Here is a 26,823-nt window from a genome sequence, read left to right on the forward strand (position 1 = left end):
GCTTTTATTAGTTAATTTTAGAATCAGATAAATGTTCAGGATACCAAACTAATAGTTTTTCACCAACATCTTTAACTGGTTTAAAAGGCATAAAACCCATTTTTACCCAAAAACCTTCAGAATTCACACGTGGTTTAGTAACAATTGGAAGGTTAAAGCTTTTGGCAAAATCAATCAGTTGTTTACCAAAACCTCTGTTCCGGTATTGGGGCAAAACTTCGAGCTTCGATAAATAAAGATGTTCTCTTTTCGGTTCAAAAAGATAGTCAAATTTTTTATCTGTATGATAGAGGCTCATCCGTGCAACTAATTTATCCCCGTAATAAATACCATAAAAAGGCGAATTGCAATCATTTTCAATAATGCTTCCTTGCAGATCATCAATCATTTGCAATTCTTGGTCTCCGAATTCTTTAAAACTCTTAAAATCTTCAAGAGTTTTAAAATTAATGGATAACCTTTCAATTGGTACGAATTCCATAAGAGAATCCTCCTTTTCCACGCTTTTCTACATCCATTATAATATATTGTAAAGAAAAATTCTTCTAATAAATGGTCTTTTTAAAAAAGTTTCATTTTTCTATAAATTTATAAATTAATCAAAATAAAACAAAGCTGTTATTTGACGAAGCCTTTGCTAAAATAAGGTTATGTTATAGCATGTCTTGCATTAGGAGGTTACAATGAAAGTTGCAATTATTGGCGGTGGAGCGGTCGGTTTGTTAATAGCAGCATATATTAGCAAGGCTAAAATGGAACCGATTATTTATACTAGAAGAGAAGAGCAGGCATTAGCCTTAAATGAACAAGGATTGAAAATGTATAAAAACGGCATTGCCGAAAATTTTGCAATAAAAGCTTTGCCAATCTCTAAAGGATTGAGCGGCGAGGAAGAGATTGTTATTGTCACAGTAAAACAGTATGATGTAAAAAAAGTGATTGATTTTTTATCTAACAGTCAAATTACAAAGCCAATATTATTTTTACAAAATGGAATGGGTCATCTAACGTATTTGAGTGAACTGTCTTCACCTTCTATATATGTAGGAATTGTTGAACATGGCGTTTTGAGATATTCAGACACTTGTATTGCTCATACAGGTGAAGGTCAAATTAAAGTTGCTCCTTTTAAAGAAAAGACAGCCTCTTTTGACCGTTTTGTTAAAGAATTAGATGCGATAGGGTTTCGGACAATAATGGAGGAAAATTGGTATCCAGTCTTAGTGAAAAAATTGATTGTTAATGCAGTTATTAATCCATTAACTGCACTTTATAAAGTGAAAAATGGGGCGCTGTTAACCAATCAATCTTTTTACAACAATATGATAGCTATTTTTCAGGAAGTTACTTGTGCGGTAGAATTAAAGGACGTTTCGAAAGTATGGGATGAAGTGGTTGCGATTTGTAAAAAAACTAGTGAAAATTTTTCATCCATGTATAAAGATATAGAAAACAACCGTCCAACAGAAATTGATTCAATATTAGGGTATTTACTTGCGGAAGGAAAAAAGAATAGTATGAATATGCCGTTAACTTCTTTTCTATATAACAGTATTAAAGGTATGGAAAATAAAAGAGAGGGGGAGGGAAATGGTTGATTTCATTGCTGCAATGATCGCAACAATTATCACCATTCCAATTTTTGCAATATTAATCGTCTATTGGGTTACCCGCTGGATCACTCATAGTAAAAAGAAATCGTTTCATTTATCAGTTGACATTTCCACCCTCTTTTTTATCACAGCTGTCCACTATTTAATTATTGCGATTTGGGGTCAATCGTTTCTATGGATCATTTTATTGTTACTAATTGTAATTGCTTCTGTTTTTGTTTTTTTACAATGGAAAATGAATAATGAAATTATTTTTAAAAAAGTTTGGAAAGGTTTTTGGAGATTTAATTTTTTGGTTTTTTCATTCGGCTATTTTACGTTAATCATATACGGTTTATTTAAACGGTTAACAGATTTATAAACCACTTTGTAAACGATGCAAATTTCATAGGCATAAATATTGGGGGAGTGCCCGTTCGTCTGTTATACTCTTAAATAAAGTCATTGTTATTGATGTATATTAGAAAGGAAGTATATACATGGAATTATTGGATGTCTCCTCTTTGCCGACGAATAAAATTGCATCGCATTATATGAAACAAAATGATGCAGTTCTAAACTTTTTTGATTATCCCGATATTGAAAATAAAGAGACATATATAAATCGTTTAAATGAGTTATATCATAAGACATTCCCAAGGCAAAAATTAGTCAATTATTTGATGGAGTACAATAAAAAATTTACAGCGGATAAAGAAACTTTGCAAAACATTCAAAAATTGGCTGATGAAAAGTCGGTTGTTGTTATCGGTGGTCAACAAGCTGGTTTGTTAACCGGTCCGCTATATACGATACATAAAATCATTTCGATCATTTCATTTGCTAAAAAAGCTGAAAAACAATTACAAGTTCCTGTTGTACCAATTTTTTGGGTTGCAGGGGAAGATCATGATTTTGCCGAGATCAACCATACATTTGTCTTAAAAAATGGAAAGATTGAAAAACGAATAATTGGCCAAAAGGTATTTAAAAAATGTCCGGCATCTATTTTGAACATTGATCAACAGAAAGCAAAAGAATGGATCAAGGAAGTTTTCAGCACATTAACTGAAACAGAGTATACGAACGACCTTTTAATTCATCTTGATGAAGATTTAAGAGGTTCCAAAACATATGTAGATTTTTTTATAAAAATTGTTTTTCGCTTGTTTAAAAATCAAGGATTAGTCATTGTTGATTCAGGTGATGTTGGTTTTCGTCAAATCGGACTCCCGTTTATTAAAATGCTTATAAAACAAAATGACGAATTAGCTAAACAAGTCTTCACGAGCCAATTGGCGGTTTCTGAATTGGGATTTGGTGAACCAATTGAAATTCATGAACAGAATGCCCATCTTTTTTACGTTAAAGATGGTGATAGGATTTTACTGGAAAGAAAAAATGGAAAATTTGTTGGAAAAAATAATGAATGTTGTTTTACCGAAAATGAATTATTGACAATTGCTGAACAAAATCCGTCATCAATAAGCAACAATGTTGTAACAAGGCCGCTTTTACAAGAATATATTTTTCCAACGTTAGCATTTATTGCAGGTCCCGGTGAAGTTGCTTATTGGTCTTTATTGAAAAAAGCTTTCCATTTATTTGGATTAAAAGTTCCGCCTATTGTACCTCGTCTAATGATGTCAATTGTTGATCGAAAGACGAAAAAATATTTAACAGAATTCAAATTGGATCTTGAAGAAGTACTGCAAAAAGGCTGCGGACAGATGAAAGAGAAATGGTTTGAAAGTAGAAGACCTGATTCAATCGACAAAACAGCTCTACAAACGAAAAATGCGATAAAAAAAGCGCATGATCCATTGAAAGAATTGGCTATTCAAATTGACCCAGGTTTAAAAGATTTGGCAGAAAAAAATGCAGCTATCATCGAAAGACAAATTCAATTTTTAAAAGAAAAAATAGAAAAATCAATTCGATTGAAATATGAAGTTGAAATGAATAAATTTAATCATATCGAAAACTCATTAAAGCCACTTCAAGCTCCCCAAGAACGGATTTGGAATATTTATTATTACTTAAATGAGTATGGATATGAATTTATCGAGCAATTATTGCACTTGGATTATCGATGGAACGGAAATCATAAAGTTATCTTTTTATAACGATTTTCAGCACAGTATGACGAGAAATAACAAATATAAAATATAGATTTGTCGAGCAAAAACTTGCCTTAAAGGCAGGTTTTTTTATTTTTTTCACGAATAATTTCTTAAGTGAGTGGTGAAAAGTGGTGGGTTGTGGTATTCTAGTGTCAGAAAGTGGGGAGTAGCATATGTTCATGGGTGAATACCACCATACGATTGATCAAAAAGGCCGAATAATCATACCGTCTAAGTATAGAGATCTCCTTGGGGAGACGTTTGTCCTTACGAGAGGCCTTGATCAATGTTTGTTTGGATACACCCATGAAGAATGGAAAATGCTTGAAAATAAATTAAAAGCGCTCCCTTTCACGAAAAAAGACGCTCGCGCATTTACCCGGTTCTTTTTCTCGGGTGCTACTGAGTGTGAATTTGATAAGCAGGGCAGAGTAACGATAGCTGCACCGCTTCGTGAATATGCCAAACTAGAGAAGGATTGCGTCATCATTGGCGTATCCAATCGGTTTGAAATTTGGAGTAAACAAAGTTGGGAATCTTATTGCGAATTATCAGAAGATACTTTTGCGGAGATTGCAGAAAGTTTGGTTGATTTTGATATATAAACGCAAAATAAGAAGTAAATAATACGATTGAAATAAAGTACGAAAACGAGTAGGTGTCTAGATGTTTGAACATGTAACAGTTTTAAGAGAAGAAGCTGTTTCTGCATTAAATATTAAGCCAGACGGGATTTATGTAGATTGTACACTTGGTGGTGCGGGACATAGTGAATTGATATTGTCCAAACTATCAAACTCTGGGCGGCTGTACGCATTTGACCAAGATGATATGGCTTTACAATATGCGAAGGAGAAGCTTGCTCCTTATAAAGACCAAGTAACATTAATTAAAAGCAATTTTCGTTACTTGAAAAAAGAGCTGGAGGATCGAGGCGTTCAAGAAGTGGATGGACTCTTATTTGATCTAGGGGTTTCTTCACCTCAGCTTGATTTAGCAGAGCGGGGATTTAGCTATCATCAAGATGCACCGCTAGATATGAGAATGGATCAATCTGCACCTATTTCTGCTTATGATGTTGTAAACAATTGGGATTATGAAGATCTTGTGAAAATTTTTTTCAAATATGGTGAAGAAAAATTTTCAAAACAAATAGCTAGAAAAATTGAAAGCTATCGAAAAGAGAAAAAGATTGAAACAACTGTTGAGTTGGCAGAATTAATTAAAGAAGCAATTCCTGCTCCAGCGAGAAGAACGGGAGGGCATCCTGCAAAAAGAGTTTTCCAAGCGATTCGGATTGCTGTCAACGATGAATTAAAAGCTTTTGAAGAAGCGCTCGAAGATGCTATCTCAATTACAAAACCAGGGGGTAGGATTGCAGTTATCACCTTTCATTCACTAGAAGACCGCATTTGTAAAACAATTTTCAACAAATGGAGCAAAGGCCCAGAATTACCGCCAGGCTTGCCTCTAATTCCGGAAGAATATAAACCAAAATTAAAAATTATTACTAAAAAGCCGATCCTTCCATCGAAGGAAGAAGTTGAATCTAACAATCGTGCCCGTTCCGCTAAATTAAGAGTAGCGGAAAAACTATAACAGTCGATTTAAGGAGGTATTTTTGTGAGCAACCTTGCCTATCAAGTGAGCCCGAAAAAAAATCAGCATAAAAATGTAAAAGTAAAGGCACGCCTAAAAAAGAAAAGTAGTCTAACAGTAGGGGAAAAATTTCTTATCACATTTTTGGTATTCATGAGTGCATTAGGTTGTATGTTGATTATCTCCAAACAAGCTGCAATCATACAAATGAATAATGATATACGGGCTTTGGAATCCGAAATTACTGCGCAAGAGAAAGTAAACAGCGGATTGTATGAAGAAATTACTGAATTATCAAAGCCTGAGCGAATTTTACAAATAGCCAAACAACAAGGTTTGACGATCAATAATAATGTTCAAGTGATTGGGGATTAGTCATAGGTGTGGTGGAACAATGAGCAAAGGGAAAAATGTACATATTAAAATTGGAGCGAGGATTCTTTCGTTATTTTTTGTCCTGCTCTTTTTTATTTTAGCAGGACGGTTTCTTTATTTACAGACGGCTAAAGAAGTGGATGGGCATGATTTGACGGTACTTGCGGTAGATAAGTGGGAAAAAGAACGGACAATTGAAGCATCCCGAGGACAAATTTTAGATCGAAATGGGGAATCAATTGCCAAAGATGTGCCTACATATACACTTTACGCAGTAGTTGATGAAAATTATTCAAAAAATTCAAAAACACCTCTTCATATTGTAGATGCCCGTGATGCAGCCAAGAAGCTTGCACCGTTACTGAATATGGAAGTTTCAGAGATTGAGAGAAGATTAACACCTTCTAAACCGAATCTATTTCAAGTTGAACTAGGTCCAAAAGGAAGAAATATTAACCATCAATTAATGGAAAAAATAAAAGAGTTAAATATCCCTGGAATTTATTTTAAACGTGAGAAAAAACGTTTATATCCAAACGGTATTTTTGCTTCACATGTGATCGGTTTTGCTCAACTTGATGAAAATGGAAAGTTAGTTGGAAAAATGGGGATTGAAAAAACGTTTGATGATTTATTGCAAGGAAAAGATGGCCGCATTACCTATCAAAGCGACCGCCGTGGCATTAAACTTCCTGATCCAAAAGAAATGATAATACCTCCAGAAAATGGCAAGGATGTCTATTTAACCATAGATCAAAAAATCCAAACATTTTTAGAAGGGGCATTGAATTATGTCGAAAAAGAGTATGAGCCGGAAAATATAATAGGTATTGTTGCTAATGCAAAAACGGGTGAAATATTGGCAATGGGAACGAGGCCAAGTTTCGACCCAAATACGCGAGAAATTTCGAATTATATGAACGAAGCTATTTCATCCCGCTATGAACCAGGATCGACAATGAAAGTATTTACACTTGCAGCTGCAATAGATGCTGGAGTTTTTAATCCAAATGAGACATTTAAGTCAGGATCGTACAGGATATCAGACAAAGTAAAAGCGATCAGGGACCATAATCGTTCTGGATGGGGAACGATTACCTACTTAGAGGGTGTTCAACGATCTTCCAATGTTGCTTTTGCGAAAATTGTCAACGAAAAACTCGGTACAGATCGATTCTTTGATTATTTGCAAAGATTTCATTTTGACCAAAAAACGGGAATAGATTTGCCTTATGAAGTTGCAGGAAATATTTTGTTCCGATATCCGATTGAAAAAATTACAACAGCTTTCGGCCAAGGGACTACAGTTACGCCGATCCAACAAATTCAGGCAGCAACGGCAATTACAAATGGAGGTAAAATGCTGAAACCGTATATAATTAAAAAAATTGTTGATCCAAAAACAGGAGAAGTCATAAAAGAGCAAAATCCGACGGTAGTGAATGAACCTATCAAAAAAGATACAGCACAGCAAGTATTAAATATTTTAGAAACGGTTGTTTCATCGGAAGCAGGAACAGGGAAACCGTATGCGATCGAAGGATATAAAATTGCTGGAAAAACTGGAACAGCGCAGATTCCTGATCCTAAAACCGGCAAATATTTGACTGGTCATGGCAATAATATTTTTTCATTTCTAGGTTTTGTCCCAAAAGATGATCCAAAATTGATCGTATATGTTTCTGTCAAACGGCCGAAGCTAGAACCAACTGAACTTGGTTCAGCCCCAGTTAGCTATATATTTAAAACAGTTGCCAAAAACAGCCTTCATTATTTAAATATTGCACCGTCTGAAAAAAGCGAAACAGAAAAGCCGGTTAGTAAAGAAGGAATACAATTGCCAAATGTCGTCGGTTTACCTGTAAATGAAGCGGAAAAAGAACTTGAAAAACTAGGATTATCTATTATTAAAATCAATGAAACTGGTAAGATTAAGCAGCAAATTCCGATGCCAGGAACAAAAGTATTACCTAACGAAAAAATCATTTTAAAGGCGGACGGTAAAATGAAAATGCCAGATTTATCAGGTTGGGCGCTTAGGGATGTTACAAAGATTGCACAAATGGCTCATTTAAAGTTAAACATTATTGGCAGCGGTTATTTGAACAAACAGAGTATTGAAGCAGGATCTGAGTTAAAAGAAAACGATTATTTAGTTGTCGAGTTACTGCCGCCTAATCCGCAAGAAGTCCCAGTAGAAGAAGAGGTAAAAGATGAAGAAATTAAATTCAAAAATAAAGATGATGAACAACTGTATCAACAATTAAATGGTCTGATCCGCGATTAATAAAATAGTTAAGAAAGAGCACATCTTAAGATGAATAAGCGCAATAAGTTCTAATCGTTTCCGTACAAGCATAAGATGAACCAAGCTATATCAAGGAGGTTCAGCGGTTTGAGAGTTTCAAATGTTACGGTGCGGAAACGATTAGTAACAGTTCTCATGGTCGGTTTACTACTTTTTTTCATAATAGATGTTAGGCTAGGCTATGTGCAGCTTGTGATCGGCGATTGGTTAAGTGAAAAAGCAATGGATTCATGGGGGAGAAATATTCCTTTTGAGCCTAAAAGAGGAGAAATTCTTGACCGCAATGGCATTCCTTTAGCAACAAATGTCAGCGCTCCAACGGTTTATGTCATTCCAAGGCAAATTGAAAATCCTGCAGAAACTGCAAAAAAGCTTGCAGCTGTTTTGGATGCACCGGAAGAAAAAATATATCGAATTCTAACGAAAAACTCCTTAAATGAGCGCATTCCAGAAGGAAGGAAAATTTCTAATGAAAAGGCAAATGAAATTCGTGCACTTAATTTAAAAGGAGTTTATATAGCTGAGGATTCAAAAAGGCATTATCCTTATGGGAGCTATTTATCCCATGTATTAGGTTTTACTGGGATTGATAATCAAGGGCTTATGGGACTTGAGCTCTATTATGATGATAAGTTAAAAGGCTCTCGCGGCCATATCTCATACATAGCCGATGCGAAAGGGAGAAAGCTGCCGAATTCAACGGACCAATACAGTCCACCAATAGATGGTTTAAATATGAAACTGACCATTGATTCCCGTATCCAAACGATCATTGAGAGAGAATTGGATATTGCTGAAGCAACTTATCATCCAGATGGAGCGATTGCAATTGCAATGGATCCGAATACTGGGGAAATTCTTGGTATGTCATCAAGGCCGAACTTTAATCCAGAAGATTATCAAAGTGTACCTCCAGAAGTATACAATCGCAACTTGCCGGTATGGATGACATATGAACCAGGTTCGACTTTTAAAATAATAACCCTTGCCGCAGCATTAGAGGAAAAATTAGTTGATCTTGATAAAGACCATTTTAATGACCCAGGTGCCATTAAAGTGGAAGGGGCTACATTGCATTGTTGGAAAAGGGGGGGACATGGATCTCAAACGTACTTGGAAGTTGTACAAAATTCCTGTAACCCTGGTTTTGTGAATTTAGGCCAAAAGTTAGGAAAGGATCGTTTATTTCAATACATTAAAGATTTCGGTTTTGGACAAAAAACTGGAATCGACTTGCAAGGAGAAGGTACAGGAATTCTCTTTAAATTAGATCGAGTAGGTCCAGTTGAATTAGCAACAACTGCATTTGGCCAAGGTGTTTCTGTTACTCCAATTCAACAAGTTGCTGCGGTTGCGGCAGCAGTCAATGGTGGTTATCTCTATCAGCCATATATTGCTAAAGAGTGGATTGATCCTATTACAGGTGAAGTAATAAGCCGCAATACGCCAGTTATGAAGAGAAGGGTTATTTCTGAAGAAACATCGAAACAAGTTCGCTATGCATTAGAAAGTGTTGTTGCCAAAGGGACTGGTAAGGGTGCGTTTGTTGATGGGTATCGAGTCGGTGGAAAAACAGGTACAGCCCAAAAAGTTAAAGATGGACGCTATATGGAAAATAACCATATCGTCTCTTTTATAGGTTTTGCACCAGCCGATGATCCTAAAATCGTCGTTTATACGGCTATTGATAACCCGAAAGATACGATTCAATTTGGTGGAGTTGTTGCTGCACCGATTGTAGGAAATATTTTGGAAGATAGTTTACGGGCGCTTGGTGTGAAGAAACGTACCGGGCAAATTCCGAAAGAGTATACGTGGCCAGATCCGGTGATGGTGGAAGTTCCAAACATCGTTGGATTAAAAACGAGTGAGTTGCACAAATACTTAGTCGATTTAAAAATAGAAAAGAGCGGTGAAGGACCTATTGTCATTGACCAAACACCAGAACCTGGAGAAAAAGTTGAATCTGGTGCGACAATCCGCATATTACTGGGTGGAGAATAAGAATAGCGGAAGCGCCTAGCCAAAGGAAATGCTAGGCGCTTGCCATTTTTTTTAAAACATATATTTCAGACAACCTTTCTTTTGCTATAATGGGTAAAGTGATTTTATATTTTATTATGATAACTATTAACTTTTAATAGAAAGGAAATCCAACATGGAATTAAAGAATTTACTTGCCTGTTTACCTCATTTTCAACAAATACATAATGGAAATCCGCAAATTACATCTATTGAAATGGATTCAAGGCAGGTGGTAAAAGGCAGTTTATTTGTTTGTATAAAAGGGTATACCGTCGATGGACATGACTTTGTTTCCCAAGCAATTAAAAATGGTGCAAGTGCCATTATTGCTGAAAAGAAAATCGATAATATTGATCCTGCCATTCCATATATAATTGTCAGCGATACAAAAAGAGTATTAGCACAATTGGCTGATTATTTTTATGGTCAACCTACGAAAAAACTGCGGTTGATCGGTGTTACAGGAACAAACGGTAAAACGACGACAACTCATATCATTGAAGAGATATTTAAAACAAACGGGGAGAAAACTGGTCTAATTGGAACAATGTATATTAAAATTGGCGACCAAAAATATGATGTAAAAAATACGACACCAGAATCATTAGTTTTGCAAAAAACTTTTCATGAAATGGTTCAAAATCATGTTTCGACAGCGATTATGGAAGTCTCATCCCATGCGCTTGATATGGGCCGCGTACGTGGTTGCGATTATGATATTGCCGTGTTTACAAATTTAACACAAGATCATTTAGATTATCATCAAACGATGGAGGAATATGCAAAAGCTAAAGGTTTGCTGTTTGCTCAATTAGGCAATTCAATTGACTATCAAAAACCAAAGTTTGCAATTTTAAATAATGATGATCCTGCTTCCGAAATGTATAAAAAAATTACAGCGGGAGCACATATTTTGACTTATGGAATTGATAAAGATAGTGATGTAAGAGCAACAAATATTAAAATGGATAAACAAGGAACGTCGTTTACATTAACTACTCCAATTGGCGAAGAAAATGTATCGATCAAACTTTTAGGCAAGTTTAGCGTATATAATGTTTTGGCTGCTGTAACAACTGCCATTGCAGCTAATATTCCGCTCAAGGTAATTATCGAAACTGTCGAGAAAATCAAAGGGGTTGCTGGACGATTTGAATTAGTCAATGAGGGCCAAGATTTTACTGTAATAGTCGACTATTCACATACACCTGACAGTTTGGAAAACGCGTTAACGACTGTGAAGCAATTTGCTAAAGGGAAGGTGTATGTCGTTGTTGGCTGCGGTGGCGACCGCGACAGAACGAAACGTCCAATCATGGCTAAAATTGCGGCAAATTATAGTGATTTAGCAATTTTTACCTCTGATAACCCAAGAACAGAAGACCCTGTTCAAATTTTGAAAGATATGGAAGCAGGAGTTGCTGGAGAAAAGGATAATTACATAATATTTGTTGATCGAAAAGATGCCATTTCCTATGCTGTGAAAAATGCACAAAAAGATGATGTCATCCTAATTGCAGGAAAAGGTCATGAGACGTATCAAATTATTGGAAAAGAAATGTTTGATTTTGATGATCGCGAAGTGGCAAGAAACGCGATAAAGGAGCGAGGTCGATGAAACTTTCATTGGCGGAGATTTCAAATATTTTTCCTGAAAACTTGGGAGCAGCAAAAGAGGAGCTGCTAATTATCGAAGAAGTAATGACAGACAGCCGAAAATATGCTAGAAAAGGGCTGTTTGTTCCAATCGTTGGCGAACGTTTTGATGGGCATGAATTTTTAAAAGATGCGATCAATCATGGAGCTATCGCCAGTTTTTGGCAGGAAGATAAAGAACGTCCTTCTTTTTTGCCGAATGATTTTCCTTTATATATTGTTAAAGATACGACGGCTGCTTTACAGACGCTTGCAAAATATTACTTACAAAAGATAAAGCCGATTGTCATCGGTATTACTGGTTCTAACGGGAAAACAACAACGAAGGATTTAGTATCTTCCGTTTTGCAAACGAATTTTAAAACCCATCAAACAAAGGGGAATTTCAATAATCATATTGGCTTGCCACTGACAATATTAACAATGCCAGAAGAAACCGAAGTAGTTATATTAGAAATGGGGATGAACAACTTTGGTGAAATTGCTTTATTAAGCAAAATTGCCGAACCGGACATTGCTGTCATTACAAATATTGGCGAAGCACATATTGAGTTTTTAGGGGATCGCACAGGCATAGCGAAAGCAAAGCTTGAAATGATCGAAGGCCTTCGTTCTAATGGCAAGTTAATTGTTGATGGAGACGAACCTTTACTTCAAGGGATACCTAACCATATCGCTGTTATCCGCTGCGGTTTTAATGAAGACAATGACCTTGTCATCCGTAACGTGCAATTTGAAGTGGGAAGCCATTTTTTCCAAATTAACGGGGAAAAATATGAGCTTCCTCTATTAGGGCGCCATAATGTGAAAAATGCAAGTTATGCAATAGCTGTCGGACGCACGTTAGGTCTATCTGAAGAACAAATAAAAACTGGACTGAAAGAAATTAAGCTCACTGGTATGCGGCTTGAGCAAGCAGAAGGAAAAAACGGAGCATTGATTATTAATGATGCGTATAATGCCAGCCCGACTTCAATGAAGGCTGCGGTTGAAACGATTAAAGATTTTGATGAGTACAGCCGAAAAGTAGTTGTTTTGGGTGATATGTTTGAACTAGGGGCCAATGAAGAAGAACTTCACCGAAGTGTAGCTGAAAAGATCACTCCGCCAATTACTGATTTAATTACTGTAGGTGAAAAAGCCAGCTGGATTTCTGATGAAGTTCGAAAACGTGGAACTTCTATTTCAGTATACAGCTTTTTAAGAAAGGAAGAAGCGCTTCCTTTTATTATTGAGTTATTATCTAAAGACGTTGTAATTCTTTTTAAAGCATCAAGGGGAGCTAAGCTTGAATTTTTAGTTGATGCTTGTAGAAAGGAGGATTAGAGGTGCTTGAAAAGAGCATATTAATGACGCTTGTGATGGCTTTTCTAATCGCTTCTTTATTATCACCCATTCTTATACCCTTTTTAAGACGTTTAAAATTTGGGCAAAGCATTCGCGAGGAAGGTCCGAAATCACATCAAAAGAAATCAGGTACACCGACGATGGGTGGAATTATGATTATTCTTTCAATAGTTGTTACAACCATCGTCATGACGAGTAAATTTCAATCCCCGACAATGGTTACATTTTTGCTTTTGTTTGTAACGATTGGTTATGGGATCATAGGCTTTCTTGATGATTTTATTAAAGTGGTCATGAAAAGAAACCTTGGCTTAACATCAAAACAAAAGCTAGTAGGACAGCTAATTGTTGCTATCATTTTCTTTTACTTTTTAAATAAAATGGGTTTTTCTACATATATCAATATTCCGGGGACGCACTTTTCGATTGATATTGGTTGGCTGTATATTATTATGCTCTTTTTTATCCTTGTAGGAGCATCCAATGCAGTCAATCTTACAGATGGTCTGGACGGCTTATTGGCTGGAACAGCAGCGATAGCCTTTGGTGCTTTTGCGATTTTAGCTTGGCATTCGTCCCAATATGAAATTGCTCTATTTTCCATTGCTGTAGTAGGTTCCGTATTAGGCTTTTTAGTTTTTAATGCCCATCCCGCAAAAGTGTTTATGGGGGATACGGGATCTTTAGCATTAGGTGGTGCGATTGCAGCTGTAGCCATTCTATTAAAACATGAAGTATTACTTGTAATTATTGGTGGTGTTTTCGTTATTGAAACCCTATCGGTAATCATTCAAGTCATTTCTTTTAAAACGACCGGAAGACGAGTATTTAGAATGAGTCCATTACACCACCATTATGAATTGCTTGGCTGGTCAGAATGGCGCGTTGTCACAACATTTTGGTTTATTGGGCTGTTATTTGCTTGTATAGGAATTTATTTAGAGGTGTGGATTTAATTGAAAATGAAAACAGAGTTTAAAGGGAAACACGTATTAGTTTTGGGACTTGCAAAAAGCGGATTTGCCGCTGCAAAGTTACTGCAAAAAATGGGTGCTTACGTTACAGTCAATGATAAAAAAAGTACTGATGACAGCCCGGAAGTAAAAGAGCTTCTCAATTTAGATATTGAGGTTATTACAGGTGGACATCCAGAATCATTAATGGACCGCCATTTCGATATTGTAGTAAAAAATCCGGGTATTCCATATTCAAATCTGATACTACAAAGAGCAATGGAAAAGAAAATTCCGATCATTACTGAAGTGGAAATTGCTTACCTGATATCTGATGCGGATATTATCGGCATTACAGGTTCAAATGGCAAGACAACGACGACTACATTAATTTATGAAATTTTAAAAACTGCAGCAAAAAGTCCTCTAATTGCAGGAAATATTGGCACAGTTGCTTGTGAAGTGGCTTCAAAAGCTAAAAAAGAAGAAGTGATTGTCATGGAACTTTCTTCTTTTCAGCTCATGGGTACAAATATGTTTAAGCCCAAAATTTCCGTATTGTTAAACATTTTTAATGCACATTTAGATTATCACGGTACGAAAGAAGCTTATGCCCAAGCAAAAGCAAATATTTTTAAAAATCAAAATGAAAAAGATTTTGCCGTTGTCAATGCCGATGATTCTTTCGTAATGGAGATTGCAAAAAATATAAAAGCAACGCTCGTTCCTTTTTCTTTGAAACAATTATTAGAAAATGGAACTTGTATAAAAGACGGAACTATTTATTTCAAAGGCGAACCGATTATTCATACGGCAGATATTGTATTACCTGGAAAGCATAATCTCGAAAATATTTTAGCAGCCATAAGCGCTGTGAAACTCTATGGTGCATCCAATGAAGCTATAAATAAAGTGCTTACAACTTTCACTGGGGTTGAACATAGGCTCCAATATGTGGAAACAATACAAGGACGGAAATTTTATAATGATTCAAAGGCAACAAACATTTTAGCAACGCAAAAAGCGATTGATGCATTTTCTGAGCCGACGATTTTATTGGCAGGAGGACTTGATAGAGGGAATAGCTTTGATGAATTAATTCCTAGCTTAAAAAAATTAAAAGGAATAATCACATTCGGTCAAACGGCTGAAAAAATTTTGGATGCGGCCAAAAAAGCAGGACTACACCTCATGAAACATGTCGATAATTTAGAACAGGCGGTAAAACTCGCTTATGACTTATCTGATGAAGGAGATGTCATTCTTTTATCACCAGCTTGTGCAAGTTGGGACCAGTTTAAAACATTTGAAGAACGGGGAGACATGTTTGTAAATTTAGTGCATAAACTTAAAGTAGACTAGTCCGAAACTTCTTGCATGAAAAAGATTTGAGGTGTGGCCAGTTGCAAACGAATAAATCTACGCCTGATTTTATACTTATTCTTACTGCGCTTGCGTTATTGGCTATCGGAATGATAATGGTTTATAGTGCAAGCGCGGTTTGGGCAAATTTCCGGTTTAATGATTCTTTCTTTTTTGCAAAAAGGCAATTGTTATTTGCAGGTGTTGGTGTTATTGCCATGTTTGCAATTATGAATGTTGATTATTGGACATGGCGTTCATGGTCAAAAGTACTTTTACTTACTTGTTTTGCTTTGCTTATCATTGTACTTATTCCTGGTGTGGGACTTGTGCGCGGCGGTGCTAGGAGCTGGCTTGGAATAGGCGCTTTTTCGATCCAACCATCTGAGTTTATGAAAATTGCGATGATTGCCTTTTTAGCTAAATTTTTATCAGAAAACCAGAAATTGGTCACCTCTTTTCGAAAAGGTTTAATTCCTTCGTTATCATTAGTTTTTTTAGCTTTTGGCTTAATTATGCTTCAGCCAGATTTAGGAACAGGTGTCGTACTGGTAGGCACGTGCCTTGTTATGATTTATGTTGCAGGTGCAAAAATCAGTCATTTTATTGGGCTTGGCTTGTTAGGCGTAATCGGTTTTGTTGCTTTAATCCTTTCAGCACCTTACCGAATCAAGCGTATAACAGCATTCCTTGATCCATGGCAAGATCCTTTAGGAAGCGGTTTTCAAATTATCCAGTCGTTATATGCAATCGGTCCTGGAGGTCTTTTTGGAATTGGTCTTGGGCAGAGTAGACAAAAGCACTACTACTTACCCGAGCCACAAACTGATTTTATCTTTTCTATTTTAGCGGAGGAGCTTGGATTTATCGGAGGGACTTTTGTCATATTATTGTTTAGCCTACTTCTCTGGCGGGGTGTTAGAATTGCCCTTGGTGCTCCTGATTTATTTGGCAGCTTTTTAGGAATCGGCATTATTGCGATGATTGCCATTCAAGTTATAATAAATATCGGTGTTGTAACTGGCCTCATTCCGGTCACAGGAATTACGTTGCCATTTTTAAGTTACGGTGGTTCATCGCTGACGCTTATGTTAATGGCTGTCGGTATTTTATTAAACATCAGCCGCTATGCAAGATATTAAGAAAATTTATTGACAATTGATTTGTAATTCGTTGTAATAAAGTAGATTGGAAGCTGCCTTCTAGTGTCTGCCATTTATTATCGGACACAATATGAGGCAGCCTTATTTCATACAGGGGGTTCTGCCATGAAAATCATTGTCAGCGGTGGAGGCACTGGTGGCCATATTTATCCAGCTATTGCATTTATAAAAGAAGTTAAAAAACATGAACCAGATGCACAAGTTTTATATATTGGAACTGAAAAAGGATTGGAAAAAGCGATCGTAGAACGCGAAAATATTCCATTTAAGTCAATTGAAATTACAGGATTCAAAAGAAAAATTTCATTTGAAAATGTAAAAACGATCATTCGATTTATAAAAGGTACAGCTTTAAGTAAAAAGTATATTAAAGAATTTCAGCCAGATGTCGTAATTGGCACGGGAGGATATGTTTGTGGACCGGTCGTATACGCAGCTGCTAAGTTAAAGATACCGACAATTATCCATGAACAAAATAGCATTCCCGGTTTAACGAATAAGTTTCTGAGCAGGTATGTTGATAAAATAGCTATTTCATTTGAGGAAGCTAGCTCGTATTTTCCGAAAGAAAAAACGGTATTAACTGGCAATCCAAGGGCAACGGAAGTTCTTGGAAATGACCGCTCAAAAGGCAAACAATCATTAGGTCTTGATGAAGACAAAAAAATTGTACTAATAGTTGGAGGGAGCAGAGGGGCAAAGCCGATCAACGATGCTTTCCTAGAAGTTTTACCAAAAGTGGGCAGCAAAAACTACCAAGTGCTGTATGTTACTGGAGAAGTTCATTATCAAGATGTATTACGCGAGGTTCAGAAGTTTGGTAATCCAAGAAATGTAATCATAAAGCCATTTATCCATAACATGCCAGAAGTATTGTCTGCAGTTGATTTGATTGTCGCAAGAGCGGGTGCAACAACTTTAGCAGAAATCACTGCACTTGGTTTACCTAGCATTTTGATTCCAAGTCCATATGTAACAAACAATCACCAAGAAAAAAATGCAAGAGCCCTAGGTGATAAAGGTGCAGCAATCGTTCGTTTAGAAAAAGAAATGAATGGAAATGTTCTTCTTGATGATATTGATCGCATTTTGTTAGATGAAAAGTTGCTCCTTGACATGAAACGTTCTTCAGAAAAGCTTGGAATTCCCCTTGCTGCAAAAAATCTTTATCAATTAACGAAACAATTAGTTAACAAGCGTACATGAGACGGTCCTATTGCATAGTGTATATTACTATGGCAATACTGTGTTACCGGTGAAATACCTGTTTTTGCTAATTGGATTGAGGATTGTGAGGAGGACATCATGGAAAGATTATTAAAAAAGCTTAAGGAAGCAAATGTTGGGAAAGTATTAGAAAACGAGCCTTTAAAAAATCATACAACAATGAAGATTGGTGGCCCTGCGGATATTTTTATTGAACCAGTAGGTATAGATGGTGTAATAAATACGATAAAAATAGTTAATGAAGAAGGGGCGTTGATGACCACGATTGGCCGCGGGTCAAACATACTTGTTCCTGATGAAGGAATTCGCGGGGTGGTAATGAAGATTGGTGAAGGATTAGACCATTTAGAAGTAGAAGGAACGAAAGTACGGGTAGGCGGAGGATACTCATTAGTCTCACTGGCAACTACAATTAGCAAAAAAGGGTTATCTGGATTGGAATTTGCTGGGGGCATTCCAGGATCTGTTGGCGGAGCTGTCTATATGAATGCAGGCGCACATGGTTCGGATATTTCAAAAATTCTTGAAAAGGCGCTTGTAGTATTTCGTGATGGTAGTTGTGAATGGCTTTCCAATACTGATATGAAATATTCATACCGTACTTCTGTTTTGCAGAAAGAAAGACCGGGCGTTGTAGTTGAAGCAGTTTTTCAACTTAGGGCCGGTGACCGTGAAACGATTGTAAAAGAGATGCAAAAAAATAAAGATTATCGTCGTGAAACACAACCATGGAATTATCCATGTGCCGGGAGTATTTTTCGCAATCCTTTACCAAATTATGCTGGTCAACTCATTGAAAAAGCTGGGCTAAAAGGATATAAAATAGGCGGGGCAAAAGTTTCTGAACTTCATGGGAATTTTATTGTAAATACTGGAAACGCAACAGCGAATGATGTTATTCAATTAATAAAATATATCCAAGATGTCATTTTTGAAAAATTTTCTATTCGTTTAGAAACAGAAGTAGAATTTATTGGAAAACTTAAGCAGAATTAATAACAAAAATGGATAAACTTTGTTATAATAATACTACTATACATTTATTGTTTATAACCAATAGAAACGGCATATTTTTTGTGCCGTTTATCTTGTTTTAGTGTGAAGGTTATTTCACGCTAGGGGGAACTGGAATGTCGAATAACAAAGTTATTGCCATCGAAGATCGAATTCCTAAACTAAAACAAATGCGAAGGCAAAAAGCAAATAGGAGATTTATTTTATATATTTCGTTATTTTTTGTACTTATGTTAATTATAATTTATTTCCAATCTCCTTTAAGCAAAGTGCAATCCATTCAAGTGTCCGGAAATATTCATGTTCGCTCAAATGAAATTATTAAACTAAGCGGTCTTCAAATAGGCACAAACTTTTGGAAAATTGATCTTGATGATATTACAAAAAAAGTAAAGGAACATGAGGAAATTTCCTCAGTAAAAGTGACAAGGAAATTTCCAAATGAAATACAAATCGTTGTAAAAGAATATGAAAGGGTTGCTTATTTAATAAAAGGGACACACTATTTTCCGATATTAGAAACGGGAAAAATCTTAAAAAAGGACAAGCTCGAAAATATACCTGTAGACGCACCTTACTTAATGAACTGGGATCAAAGTGAGGAACTTCAAGAAATGGCTGCTGAGCTTCGACTTGTTCCACCGAGTATTTTAAATCGTATTTCCGAAATTCATCTGACTCCTGAAAAAGCAGATCCTCTTCATATCACCCTTTTTATGAACGATGGCCATGAGGTGAGTGCAACGATTCGTGATTTCGCCAACAAAATAAAAAATTATCCAATGATCATTGAACATTTGCCGAAAGGACAAGCTGGTATTATTCACCTTGAGGTCGGCTCTTATTTCGAAGCTTACGGGAAGTCAGGAGATGAAGAAATTGAGAGTGAACGGTAAATATGCAATTCTCTCTTTAGTAGCACTTGTACTTGGATTTTTAATTTCATTCTCCTATCAATTGACAAATAAACAGTCAGGGACGATCGTCGAAGGAAAACAATGGCAACGGGAATATGAGCTTCGGGAAAAACTGATCAGACTAGAAGAAACAACAAAGAGGCTTCAACAAGAACTGGTAGAAAAACAACAAAGCATTCGTGAAATTGAAGCAGAATTAGCCAATCAGGAAAAATCGTTTAAAACATTACTGGAAGATGTAGAAAAATTAAGAATGTTCGCAGGTGAAGTGAAGGTTAAAGGTCCAGGTGTTGAAGTCACTTTATCAGATGCTTCTTATGTGAAAGCTGTAGATAATGCTAATAATTATATTGTCCACGAAGGTCATGTACATAAAGTCATTAATGAGCTTCTAACCGCTGGTGCAAAAGCGATAGCTATAAATGGTCAAAGACTTGTCCAAAATAGCTATATTGCTTGCATTGGTCCTGTCATTAGCGTTGACGGGCATGAACATAGCGCCCCATTCATCATTTCTGCTATTGGTGATCCCGAAGTGTTATATAGTGCTTTGACGATATTGCATGGAGTGAGAGATCAACTTGTGATGGAAAATATCGAAGTAAAAATTGAAAAGAAAAATGAATTAATTTTTGAGCCATACTTTGGTGTAACCGAAGATTAAATGTTTGCTTGTTTGAAGGGTGAGTTTATGAGTAATAAACGCAAAGGCACGCTCACAATCATCACGATAATATTGGGGTTCATGTTAGCTGTTCAATTTCAAACAATTAGAGAACCGATTGAACGGGATACGAGAGATATTTGGGAAATCCGCGAAGATATTGAACATGAACAACGGTTAATTTCAGAATTATATAAAGAGATCCGTGCAAAAGATGAAGTGCTCAGGAAATATGAAGAGGCAGCTTATAATAAAAAATATGAGGGAATTACGAAACAATTGGAAGAATTGAAGGAGAAAATTGGCCTGACTGAAGTGAAAGGACCAGGAATTATTTTAACGATTCAACCATCCTTTACACAATCATTAATAGGTGAGCCTTATCACTCTGTTCCTCCAGAGTTGCTTATTCGCTTAGTTAATGAATTATTCCGATATAAAGCGTTGGCTGTTGCCATCGATAATGAAAGGATCATTGTAACAACGCCAATTCGCGATGTTAATGGGCAAACTTATATAAACAACACACCGTTAGGTCCTTTTCCAATCGAAGTAAAAGTCATTGCTGAGAATGCGGAAAAGCTGCATAATCAAATGCAAGTTTCGCAACTCGTTGATGAGTTTTTTGCTTTAGAGAGCTTGGAGTTAACATCGACTTTACAAGAAGAGGTTATTTTACCTGCTTATGATGAAGTTATAAGAAATACGTACATGAAACCAGTTGAATCTGCGAATAAAGGGAATGAGATGAGCTAGGTAAAGGGGAACTATACATGTGGTTACCAGTATTAGGATTAATTATTGGTATATTTTTAGGATTATTAACAGATATTAGAATTCCAAATGAATACTCCAGTTATCTTTCCATAGCAGTTTTAGCAGCTATTGATACGTTATTTGGAGGAATCAGGGCCCATTTGCAAAATACTTATGATGATAAAGTGTTTGTAACTGGATTTTTCTCCAATATTTTACTTGCCGCAAGTTTATCTTTTCTAGGTGTCCATCTTGGTGTAGACTTATACTTAGCCGCAGTTTTTGCCTTTGGAGTACGTTTATTCCAAAACATAGCGGTGATTCGACGAATACTTTTGTCAAAATGGTCAACATCGCGAGAAAAGTAGAAAAAATATTGATTGATTTTAAAGGGAAACTGCTGTTCATGTTGAATATTTTTAATGTTAACCAAATTTATGAAAAAATAAAATTTATGAAACTATTACTCTAAAAGGAGGTGCCAAAGTATGAACAACAGTGAAATAATTGTTAGTTTGGACATCGGTACATCCAATGTTAAGGTAATCATTGCGGAAGTATTGAACGATTCTTTAAACATTATCGGTGTAGGAAATGTAAAATCTGAAGGTATAAAAAAAGGTTCAATTGTTGATATAGATGAAACTGTACAATCGATTCGAAAAGCTGTTGATCAAGCTGAAAGAATGGTTGGAATGAATATTGACCACGTGGTAGTAGGTGTTGCAGGAAATCATGTCCAGCTTATCCCCTGCCATGGTGTAGTTGCAGTTTCTAGTGAAAATCGTGAAATCAGTTATGAAGATATCGTGCGAGTCATTGATGCCGCTCAAGTCATGTCGATTCCTCCTGAAAGGGAAATCATCGGAGTTGTTCCACACCAATTTATTGTCGATGGATTGGAAGGAATTAACGATCCCCGTGGGATGATTGGCGTTCGTTTAGAAGTAGAAGGAACGATCGTGACCGGATCGAGAACGATTTTACATAACTTGCTACGGTGTGTAGAAAAAGCAGGTCTTCATATAACTGATATTTGTCTACAGCCTTTGGCAACTGGTGCGATTGCCTTATCAAGAGATGAAAAAAATATTGGCGTTGCTCTTGTAGATATAGGCGGAGGACAAACGACAGTATCAATTTTTGAACATGGTCATTTGAAAGTAACAACCGTCTTACCAGTAGGCGGAGACCATATTACAAATGATATTGCAATTGGTTTACGTACATCTACAGAGGAAGCAGAAAAAATAAAAGTAAAGCATGGGTATGCATTTTATGATCATGCTTCAGAAGATGAGATTTTTTCAATACCTGTTATCGGAAGCAATCGTATGGAACAATATAGCCAGCTTGATCTTTCTGATATAATAGAAGCTAGATTAGAAGAAATCCTTCTAATGGTTCAGGAAACCGTAAAAAAACTCGGTTATCGGGATTTGCCTGGAGGTTATGTTTTCACCGGTGGAGTTGCAAATATGCCGGGGTTGTTGGAGCTGGCACAACTTGTCCTCCAACATAATCTACGAATTGCTAAACCTGATTATATTGGCGTTCGGGATCCTATATATACAACGAGTGTCGGCTTGATTCAATACGCATATCGAAATGCAAAACTTCAAGGTGCTGAGGTTGCCGCCGCTGTTTCAAATCATGATTCTGACCGGCCGCAGAAAAAACAACAACAACAAGTCGTTAAAAAGCCAAAGAAAAATAATACTGATGTCATGAAAAAAGCGAAAGAATTATTTAAATCCTTTTTTGAATGAGAATTAGGATGGCAATTTGGATATATAGGAGGATTTTGTAATGTTGCAATTTGATACACAGATAGATCAATTAGCTACCATAAAGGTTATTGGCGTCGGCGGCGGCGGTAGCAACGCTGTAAACCGAATGATTGAGCATGGTGTACAAGGGGTTGAATTTATCGCTGTTAACACAGATGCTCAAGCTTTAAAACTTTCAAAAGCTGAAATAAAACTTCAAATAGGAGCAAAACTTACGAGAGGTCTTGGAGCGGGTGCGAATCCGGAAGTAGGAAGAAAAGCGGCCGAAGAAAGCCGGGAACAAATTGAAGAAGCACTCAAGGGTGCTGATATGGTTTTCGTTACAGCCGGAATGGGCGGTGGTACCGGTACAGGAGCTGCGCCGGTTATTGCACAAATTTCAAAAGAACTTGGAGCATTAACAGTAGGAGTTGTTACTCGCCCATTTACGTTTGAAGGGCGAAAACGTGCAACACAAGCTGCAAGCGGGATTGCAGCTTTTAAAGAAAATGTCGACACTTTAATTGTTATTCCAAATGACCGATTATTGGAAATTGTTGACAAAAACACACCGATGTTGGAAGCATTCCGTGAGGCAGACAATGTTCTTCGACAAGGTGTCCAAGGTATTTCAGATTTAATTGCCGTACCTGGGCTTATAAACTTGGACTTTGCCGATGTAAAAACAATTATGGCAGACAAAGGTTCTGCACTCATGGGAATCGGTATTGCCACTGGTGAAAACCGAGCTGCAGAAGCAGCTAAAAAAGCGATTTCCAGTCCGCTTCTTGAAACATCAATTGGTGGAGCTCAAGGTGTGTTGATGAACATCACAGGCGGAACAAACCTAAGTTTGTATGAAGTTCAAGAAGCTGCTGATATCGTTGCATCTGCAGCGGATGAAGAAGTAAATATGATTTTCGGTTCAGTTATCAATGAGAATTTAAAAGATGAAATTGTCGTTACAGTTATTGCTACTGGTTTTAAAGAAAATGCAGCGAATAAACCGAATCAAGCAATCCGACCAACAGCTGTTGGCAATCGTCTAGGCGTTCAACCAAACCGTATAGCACGTAAAGAAGAACAGGTTGTTCAGCAGCAAGAAACTAATTTAGGTCATGTTGGTCAAATTAATGTTGAGGATACACTCGATATTCCGACGTTTTTACGGAATCGTAGAAGGAATCGTTAAAATCTATAAAATTATGAAAGCATGTGCACTTAAAAGCATATGCTTTTTTTTTTGCATTTCAGACCTATTTTCAAACGACATTTTTTCCAAAAAGATGTCAAAAACTCTATCGGTTAGGAGACATAGTCTGACAGACTTCAAAAATACATATGCTATATACTAGATTCAAAGTTGAGTTTTAATAAATAATTACTATTTTGAAAGGGGTAACTTATTGACCGTTTATTTAGATGTAATTTGGCTATTAAACTTTTTTTTTGATGCCCTGTTACTCTTATTAACATCCCTAGTTGTAAAAAGAAAAGTAAATAAATGGCGGATTCTTTTAGGAGCGTTCATTGGTTCGCTAATTGTTCTGTTTTATTTTACACCGGTCGTATCAATTGTGGCACACCCTGTAGGAAAGCTGTTCTATTCTATAATTATTGTTTATGCGGCATTTGGATTCCTGAAATTTCGTTACTTTTTAAAAAATCTTATAACCTTTTACTTTATAACATTTATGATCGGAGGGGGAATGCTTGGATTACATTACTATTTTCAAACGGATATAGCTATTGTTAAAAGTGTAATAGCAACAAAGACGAGTGGTTTTGGAGATCCGGTTAGCTGGATTACGGTAGTCGTTGGATTTCCACTTGTTTGGTATTTTTCAAAGATGAACATGGAAGAAATCGAAATGACGAAAATTCATTATGAACAAATCGTTGATGTTCAAATTACCATTAACGAAAAAAAAATATTAGTAAAGGGTCTTATTGATAGCGGAAATCAACTTTATGATCCAATTACACAAACACCTGTTATGATTCTTGATTACGAAAAAGCATTAGAATGTGTTCCACAATCGGTCATTACTCAAATCAACCAGCTGGAAACGTTTAATTTTGACAATATTGATTTAAAATGGGCTAAACGAATTCGAATCATTCCGTTTCGCGGGGTTGGTTCTGATCATCAGTTATTATTAGCAATTAGGCCTGATGAAGTATGTATTTTAACAAATGAAAAAGAAATACGAACAAAAAAAGTCTTTATCGGTATTAGTCATTCTGTTTTATCTTCGTCTGAGGATTATAATTGCATCCTTCATCCAAGGATGCTCACTCATAGCAATCATCAATCAGCATAAATATTGAAGTTAGGGGGAAGGAAACATTGGCTACAATAAAAATTAAGCTGACTCTACTATGGTACAAACTATTAATGAAACTAGGATTAAAGGCAGATGAAATTTATTATATTGGCGGGAAAGAAGCACTCCCTCCTCCATTGACAAAAGAAGAAGAAGAACATTTATTAAAACAATTGCCAAGTGGTGATAAAGCAGCGAAATCGATTTTGATTGAGAGAAATTTACGGCTCGTTGTATATATAGCTAGAAAGTTTGAAAATACAGGCATCAATATTGAAGACTTAATCAGCATTGGGACGATTGGTCTCATAAAAGCAGTCAATACATTTAATCCGGAAAAGAAAATCAAGCTTGCTACATATGCATCAAGATGCATTGAAAATGAAATATTAATGTATTTACGAAGAAATAATAAAATTCGCGCAGAAGTCTCCTTTGATGAACCGCTCAACATCGATTGGGATGGCAATGAGTTGCTATTATCTGATGTTCTTGGAACAGAAGAAGATATCATTACAAAAGATTTAGATGCAAGTATTGACAGAAAATTATTGTTGAAATCGTTGGAACAATTAAATGAACGTGAAAAACAAATTATGGAATTAAGATTTGGATTATTAGGAGGAGAAGAAAAAACTCAAAAAGATGTAGCTGATATGCTAGGGATTTCCCAATCCTATATTTCTCGTCTCGAAAAAAGAATTATCAAACGTTTACGTAAAGAATTTAATAAAATGGTATAAAGCGCTGTCTACACATCACAGATAACTTCATGCATAAATTTCCCTCATGAGGACATACTTTACTTGTACAGCAACCTCTCAACTAGGAGGGAAAAAATGACACGCAACAAGGTAGAAATCTGTGGTGTAGACACATCAAAGCTTCCAGTACTAAATAACGAAGAAATGCGCAAGTTGTTCCAAGATATGCAAAACGGGGACATGAGCGCAAGAGAAAAACTTGTAAATGGAAATTTGCGCCTCGTTCTAAGTGTAATTCAACGCTTCAACAACAGAGGGGAATATGTTGATGACTTATTTCAAGTTGGTTGTATTGGCTTAATGAAATCAATTGATAATTTTGATTTAAGTCAAAACGTGAAATTCTCAACCTATGCTGTGCCTATGATTATTGGTGAAATTCGCCGCTATTTAAGAGACAATAACCCGATTCGGGTATCAAGATCATTAAGAGATATCGCTTATAAAGCGTTGCAAGTAAGGGAACGTTTAATGAGTTTAACATCAAGAGAGCCAACTGCAGAAGAGATAGCAAAAGAACTAAATGTTCCCCATGAAGAAATTGTCTTTGCTTTAGATGCCATTCAAGATCCGGTTTCTTTATTTGAACCGATTTACAATGACGGTGGAGATCCAATTTATGTGATGGATCAATTAAGCGATGAAAAAAGCAGGGATATGCAATGGATCGAAGAAATTGCTCTGAAAGAAGGAATGAGGCGCCTGAATGAAAGAGAAAAACTCATCTTGACCAAAAGATTTTTCCAAGGAAAAACACAAATGGAAGTTGCTGAGGAGATTGGAATTTCACAAGCACAAGTATCAAGGTTGGAAAAAGCTGCCATTAAACAAATGGGTAAAAATATACAATGATTAACAAATGACTTGCACAGTATGCAAGTC

The 26,823-nt window shown here is 36.3% G+C and carries 25 protein-coding genes; 24 read left to right on the top strand and 1 reads right to left on the bottom strand.

Annotation, left to right across the window (positions count from 1 at the left end):
* Positions 1-7: 7 nt before the first annotated feature.
* Positions 8-481: an N-acetyltransferase gene (locus HR057_RS03185; protein ID WP_173729954.1), complete on the bottom strand. Its 474-nt coding sequence runs from the start codon at positions 479-481 to the stop codon at positions 8-10.
* Between the two features lie 202 nt (positions 482-683).
* Between HR057_RS03185 and HR057_RS03190 the strand changes: the two genes are divergently transcribed.
* The 24 genes from HR057_RS03190 (at position 684) to sigG (ending at position 26,793) form a co-directional block, all read left to right on the top strand.
* Positions 684-1,598 carry a 2-dehydropantoate 2-reductase gene (locus tag HR057_RS03190; RefSeq protein WP_173729955.1) on the top strand — a complete coding sequence of 305 codons (915 nt, stop codon included), beginning with the start codon at positions 684-686 and terminating at the stop codon, positions 1,596-1,598.
* Complete coding sequence (locus HR057_RS03195; protein WP_173729956.1) at positions 1,591-1,974, top strand: DUF3397 domain-containing protein; 384 nt, start codon at positions 1,591-1,593, stop codon at positions 1,972-1,974. The genes HR057_RS03190 and HR057_RS03195 overlap by 8 nt, the downstream gene beginning before the upstream one ends.
* A 118-nt stretch (positions 1,975-2,092) precedes the next feature.
* Positions 2,093-3,718 carry a bacillithiol biosynthesis cysteine-adding enzyme BshC gene (gene bshC, locus HR057_RS03200; protein WP_173729957.1) on the top strand — a complete coding sequence of 542 codons (1,626 nt, stop codon included), beginning with the start codon at positions 2,093-2,095 and terminating at the stop codon, positions 3,716-3,718.
* Positions 3,719-3,888: 170 nt separating this feature from the next.
* A complete protein-coding gene (mraZ, locus tag HR057_RS03205) occupies positions 3,889-4,320 on the top strand; it encodes a division/cell wall cluster transcriptional repressor MraZ (RefSeq protein WP_173729958.1) in 432 nt (143 codons plus the stop codon).
* 61 nt (positions 4,321-4,381) lie between these two features.
* The gene (gene rsmH / locus HR057_RS03210) at positions 4,382-5,314 is read left to right on the top strand and encodes a 16S rRNA (cytosine(1402)-N(4))-methyltransferase RsmH (protein ID WP_173729959.1); all 933 of its coding nucleotides are present in this window, start codon (positions 4,382-4,384) and stop codon (positions 5,312-5,314) included.
* Between the two features lie 24 nt (positions 5,315-5,338).
* Positions 5,339-5,689 carry a cell division protein FtsL gene (ftsL, locus tag HR057_RS16950; RefSeq protein ID WP_173729960.1) on the top strand — a complete coding sequence of 117 codons (351 nt, stop codon included), beginning with the start codon at positions 5,339-5,341 and terminating at the stop codon, positions 5,687-5,689.
* A gap of 19 nt (positions 5,690-5,708) precedes the next feature.
* Complete coding sequence (locus HR057_RS03220; protein ID WP_173729961.1) at positions 5,709-7,976, top strand: penicillin-binding protein; 2,268 nt, start codon at positions 5,709-5,711, stop codon at positions 7,974-7,976.
* 108 nt (positions 7,977-8,084) lie between these two features.
* Positions 8,085-10,001 (top strand): stage V sporulation protein D, encoded by a 1,917-nt coding sequence (locus HR057_RS03225; protein WP_173729962.1) that lies wholly within the window; start codon positions 8,085-8,087, stop codon positions 9,999-10,001.
* A 154-nt stretch (positions 10,002-10,155) separates the two neighbouring features.
* Positions 10,156-11,640 carry a UDP-N-acetylmuramoyl-L-alanyl-D-glutamate--2,6-diaminopimelate ligase gene (locus HR057_RS03230; RefSeq protein WP_173729963.1) on the top strand — a complete coding sequence of 495 codons (1,485 nt, stop codon included), beginning with the start codon at positions 10,156-10,158 and terminating at the stop codon, positions 11,638-11,640.
* A complete protein-coding gene (locus HR057_RS03235; RefSeq protein ID WP_173729964.1) occupies positions 11,637-13,004 on the top strand; it encodes a UDP-N-acetylmuramoyl-tripeptide--D-alanyl-D-alanine ligase in 1,368 nt (455 codons plus the stop codon). Before HR057_RS03230 ends, HR057_RS03235 begins: the two co-directional genes overlap by 4 nt.
* A 2-nt stretch (positions 13,005-13,006) precedes the next feature.
* Positions 13,007-13,981: a phospho-N-acetylmuramoyl-pentapeptide-transferase gene (gene mraY / locus HR057_RS03240; RefSeq protein WP_173729965.1), complete on the top strand. Its 975-nt coding sequence runs from the start codon at positions 13,007-13,009 to the stop codon at positions 13,979-13,981.
* Entirely contained in the window at positions 13,982-15,340 is a 1,359-nt protein-coding gene (gene murD / locus HR057_RS03245; protein WP_374723329.1) for a UDP-N-acetylmuramoyl-L-alanine--D-glutamate ligase, read from the top strand. It begins immediately after the preceding gene.
* A gap of 41 nt (positions 15,341-15,381) precedes the next feature.
* Complete coding sequence (gene spoVE / locus HR057_RS03250; protein ID WP_173729966.1) at positions 15,382-16,482, top strand: stage V sporulation protein E; 1,101 nt, start codon at positions 15,382-15,384, stop codon at positions 16,480-16,482.
* Between the two features lie 126 nt (positions 16,483-16,608).
* Positions 16,609-17,709: an undecaprenyldiphospho-muramoylpentapeptide beta-N-acetylglucosaminyltransferase gene (gene murG / locus HR057_RS03255; protein ID WP_173729967.1), complete on the top strand. Its 1,101-nt coding sequence runs from the start codon at positions 16,609-16,611 to the stop codon at positions 17,707-17,709.
* A gap of 99 nt (positions 17,710-17,808) precedes the next feature.
* Positions 17,809-18,726, top strand: a complete 918-nt coding sequence (gene murB, locus HR057_RS03260) for a UDP-N-acetylmuramate dehydrogenase (protein ID WP_173729968.1) — start codon at positions 17,809-17,811, stop codon at positions 18,724-18,726.
* A 134-nt stretch (positions 18,727-18,860) separates the two neighbouring features.
* Positions 18,861-19,640 carry a cell division protein FtsQ/DivIB gene (locus HR057_RS03265; RefSeq protein ID WP_173729969.1) on the top strand — a complete coding sequence of 260 codons (780 nt, stop codon included), beginning with the start codon at positions 18,861-18,863 and terminating at the stop codon, positions 19,638-19,640.
* On the top strand, positions 19,624-20,325 hold the full coding sequence (locus HR057_RS03270; protein WP_173730000.1) for a DUF881 domain-containing protein: 702 nt from the start codon (positions 19,624-19,626) through the stop codon (positions 20,323-20,325). Before HR057_RS03265 ends, HR057_RS03270 begins: the two co-directional genes overlap by 17 nt.
* Positions 20,326-20,352: 27 nt before the next feature.
* Positions 20,353-21,081, top strand: coding sequence for a DUF881 domain-containing protein (locus HR057_RS03275; RefSeq protein ID WP_173729970.1), 729 nt, complete (start codon positions 20,353-20,355; stop codon positions 21,079-21,081).
* A 17-nt stretch (positions 21,082-21,098) separates the two neighbouring features.
* Positions 21,099-21,449 carry a small basic family protein gene (locus HR057_RS03280; RefSeq protein WP_173729971.1) on the top strand — a complete coding sequence of 117 codons (351 nt, stop codon included), beginning with the start codon at positions 21,099-21,101 and terminating at the stop codon, positions 21,447-21,449.
* A 120-nt stretch (positions 21,450-21,569) separates the two neighbouring features.
* Complete coding sequence (gene ftsA / locus HR057_RS03285; protein WP_173729972.1) at positions 21,570-22,850, top strand: cell division protein FtsA; 1,281 nt, start codon at positions 21,570-21,572, stop codon at positions 22,848-22,850.
* 40 nt (positions 22,851-22,890) lie between these two features.
* Positions 22,891-24,042, top strand: a complete 1,152-nt coding sequence (gene ftsZ, locus HR057_RS03290; protein ID WP_173729973.1) for a cell division protein FtsZ — start codon at positions 22,891-22,893, stop codon at positions 24,040-24,042.
* Between the two features lie 214 nt (positions 24,043-24,256).
* Positions 24,257-25,174 carry a sigma-E processing peptidase SpoIIGA gene (spoIIGA, locus tag HR057_RS03295; protein ID WP_173729974.1) on the top strand — a complete coding sequence of 306 codons (918 nt, stop codon included), beginning with the start codon at positions 24,257-24,259 and terminating at the stop codon, positions 25,172-25,174.
* A gap of 26 nt (positions 25,175-25,200) precedes the next feature.
* The gene (gene sigE / locus HR057_RS03300) at positions 25,201-25,920 is read left to right on the top strand and encodes an RNA polymerase sporulation sigma factor SigE (protein WP_173729975.1); all 720 of its coding nucleotides are present in this window, start codon (positions 25,201-25,203) and stop codon (positions 25,918-25,920) included.
* A gap of 96 nt (positions 25,921-26,016) precedes the next feature.
* Positions 26,017-26,793, top strand: coding sequence for an RNA polymerase sporulation sigma factor SigG (sigG, locus tag HR057_RS03305; protein ID WP_173729976.1), 777 nt, complete (start codon positions 26,017-26,019; stop codon positions 26,791-26,793).
* Positions 26,794-26,823 lie beyond the last annotated feature (30 nt).

The sequence above is a fragment of the Calidifontibacillus erzurumensis genome (genome assembly GCF_013303125.1).
In the GTDB taxonomy this organism is placed as follows: domain Bacteria; phylum Bacillota; class Bacilli; order Bacillales; family Bacillaceae_J; genus Calidifontibacillus; species Calidifontibacillus erzurumensis.

Bases quoted from the DNA above. Each gene is read 5' to 3' on its own strand.
- HR057_RS03185 (WP_173729954.1), bottom strand. From the start codon at position 481: ATGGAATTCGTACCAATTGAAAGGTTATCCATTAATTTTAAAACTCTT.
- HR057_RS03190 (WP_173729955.1), top strand. From the start codon at position 684: ATGAAAGTTGCAATTATTGGCGGTGGAGCGGTCGGTTTGTTAATAGCA.
- HR057_RS03195 (WP_173729956.1), top strand. From the start codon at position 1,591: ATGGTTGATTTCATTGCTGCAATGATCGCAACAATTATCACCATTCCA.
- bshC (WP_173729957.1), top strand. From the start codon at position 2,093: ATGGAATTATTGGATGTCTCCTCTTTGCCGACGAATAAAATTGCATCG.
- mraZ (WP_173729958.1), top strand. From the start codon at position 3,889: ATGTTCATGGGTGAATACCACCATACGATTGATCAAAAAGGCCGAATA.
- rsmH (WP_173729959.1), top strand. From the start codon at position 4,382: ATGTTTGAACATGTAACAGTTTTAAGAGAAGAAGCTGTTTCTGCATTA.
- HR057_RS03220 (WP_173729961.1), top strand. From the start codon at position 5,709: ATGAGCAAAGGGAAAAATGTACATATTAAAATTGGAGCGAGGATTCTT.
- HR057_RS03230 (WP_173729963.1), top strand. From the start codon at position 10,156: ATGGAATTAAAGAATTTACTTGCCTGTTTACCTCATTTTCAACAAATA.
- HR057_RS03235 (WP_173729964.1), top strand. From the start codon at position 11,637: ATGAAACTTTCATTGGCGGAGATTTCAAATATTTTTCCTGAAAACTTG.
- murG (WP_173729967.1), top strand. From the start codon at position 16,609: ATGAAAATCATTGTCAGCGGTGGAGGCACTGGTGGCCATATTTATCCA.
- murB (WP_173729968.1), top strand. From the start codon at position 17,809: ATGGAAAGATTATTAAAAAAGCTTAAGGAAGCAAATGTTGGGAAAGTA.
- HR057_RS03265 (WP_173729969.1), top strand. From the start codon at position 18,861: ATGTCGAATAACAAAGTTATTGCCATCGAAGATCGAATTCCTAAACTA.
- HR057_RS03275 (WP_173729970.1), top strand. From the start codon at position 20,353: ATGAGTAATAAACGCAAAGGCACGCTCACAATCATCACGATAATATTG.
- HR057_RS03280 (WP_173729971.1), top strand. From the start codon at position 21,099: ATGTGGTTACCAGTATTAGGATTAATTATTGGTATATTTTTAGGATTA.
- ftsA (WP_173729972.1), top strand. From the start codon at position 21,570: ATGAACAACAGTGAAATAATTGTTAGTTTGGACATCGGTACATCCAAT.
- ftsZ (WP_173729973.1), top strand. From the start codon at position 22,891: ATGTTGCAATTTGATACACAGATAGATCAATTAGCTACCATAAAGGTT.
- sigG (WP_173729976.1), top strand. From the start codon at position 26,017: ATGACACGCAACAAGGTAGAAATCTGTGGTGTAGACACATCAAAGCTT.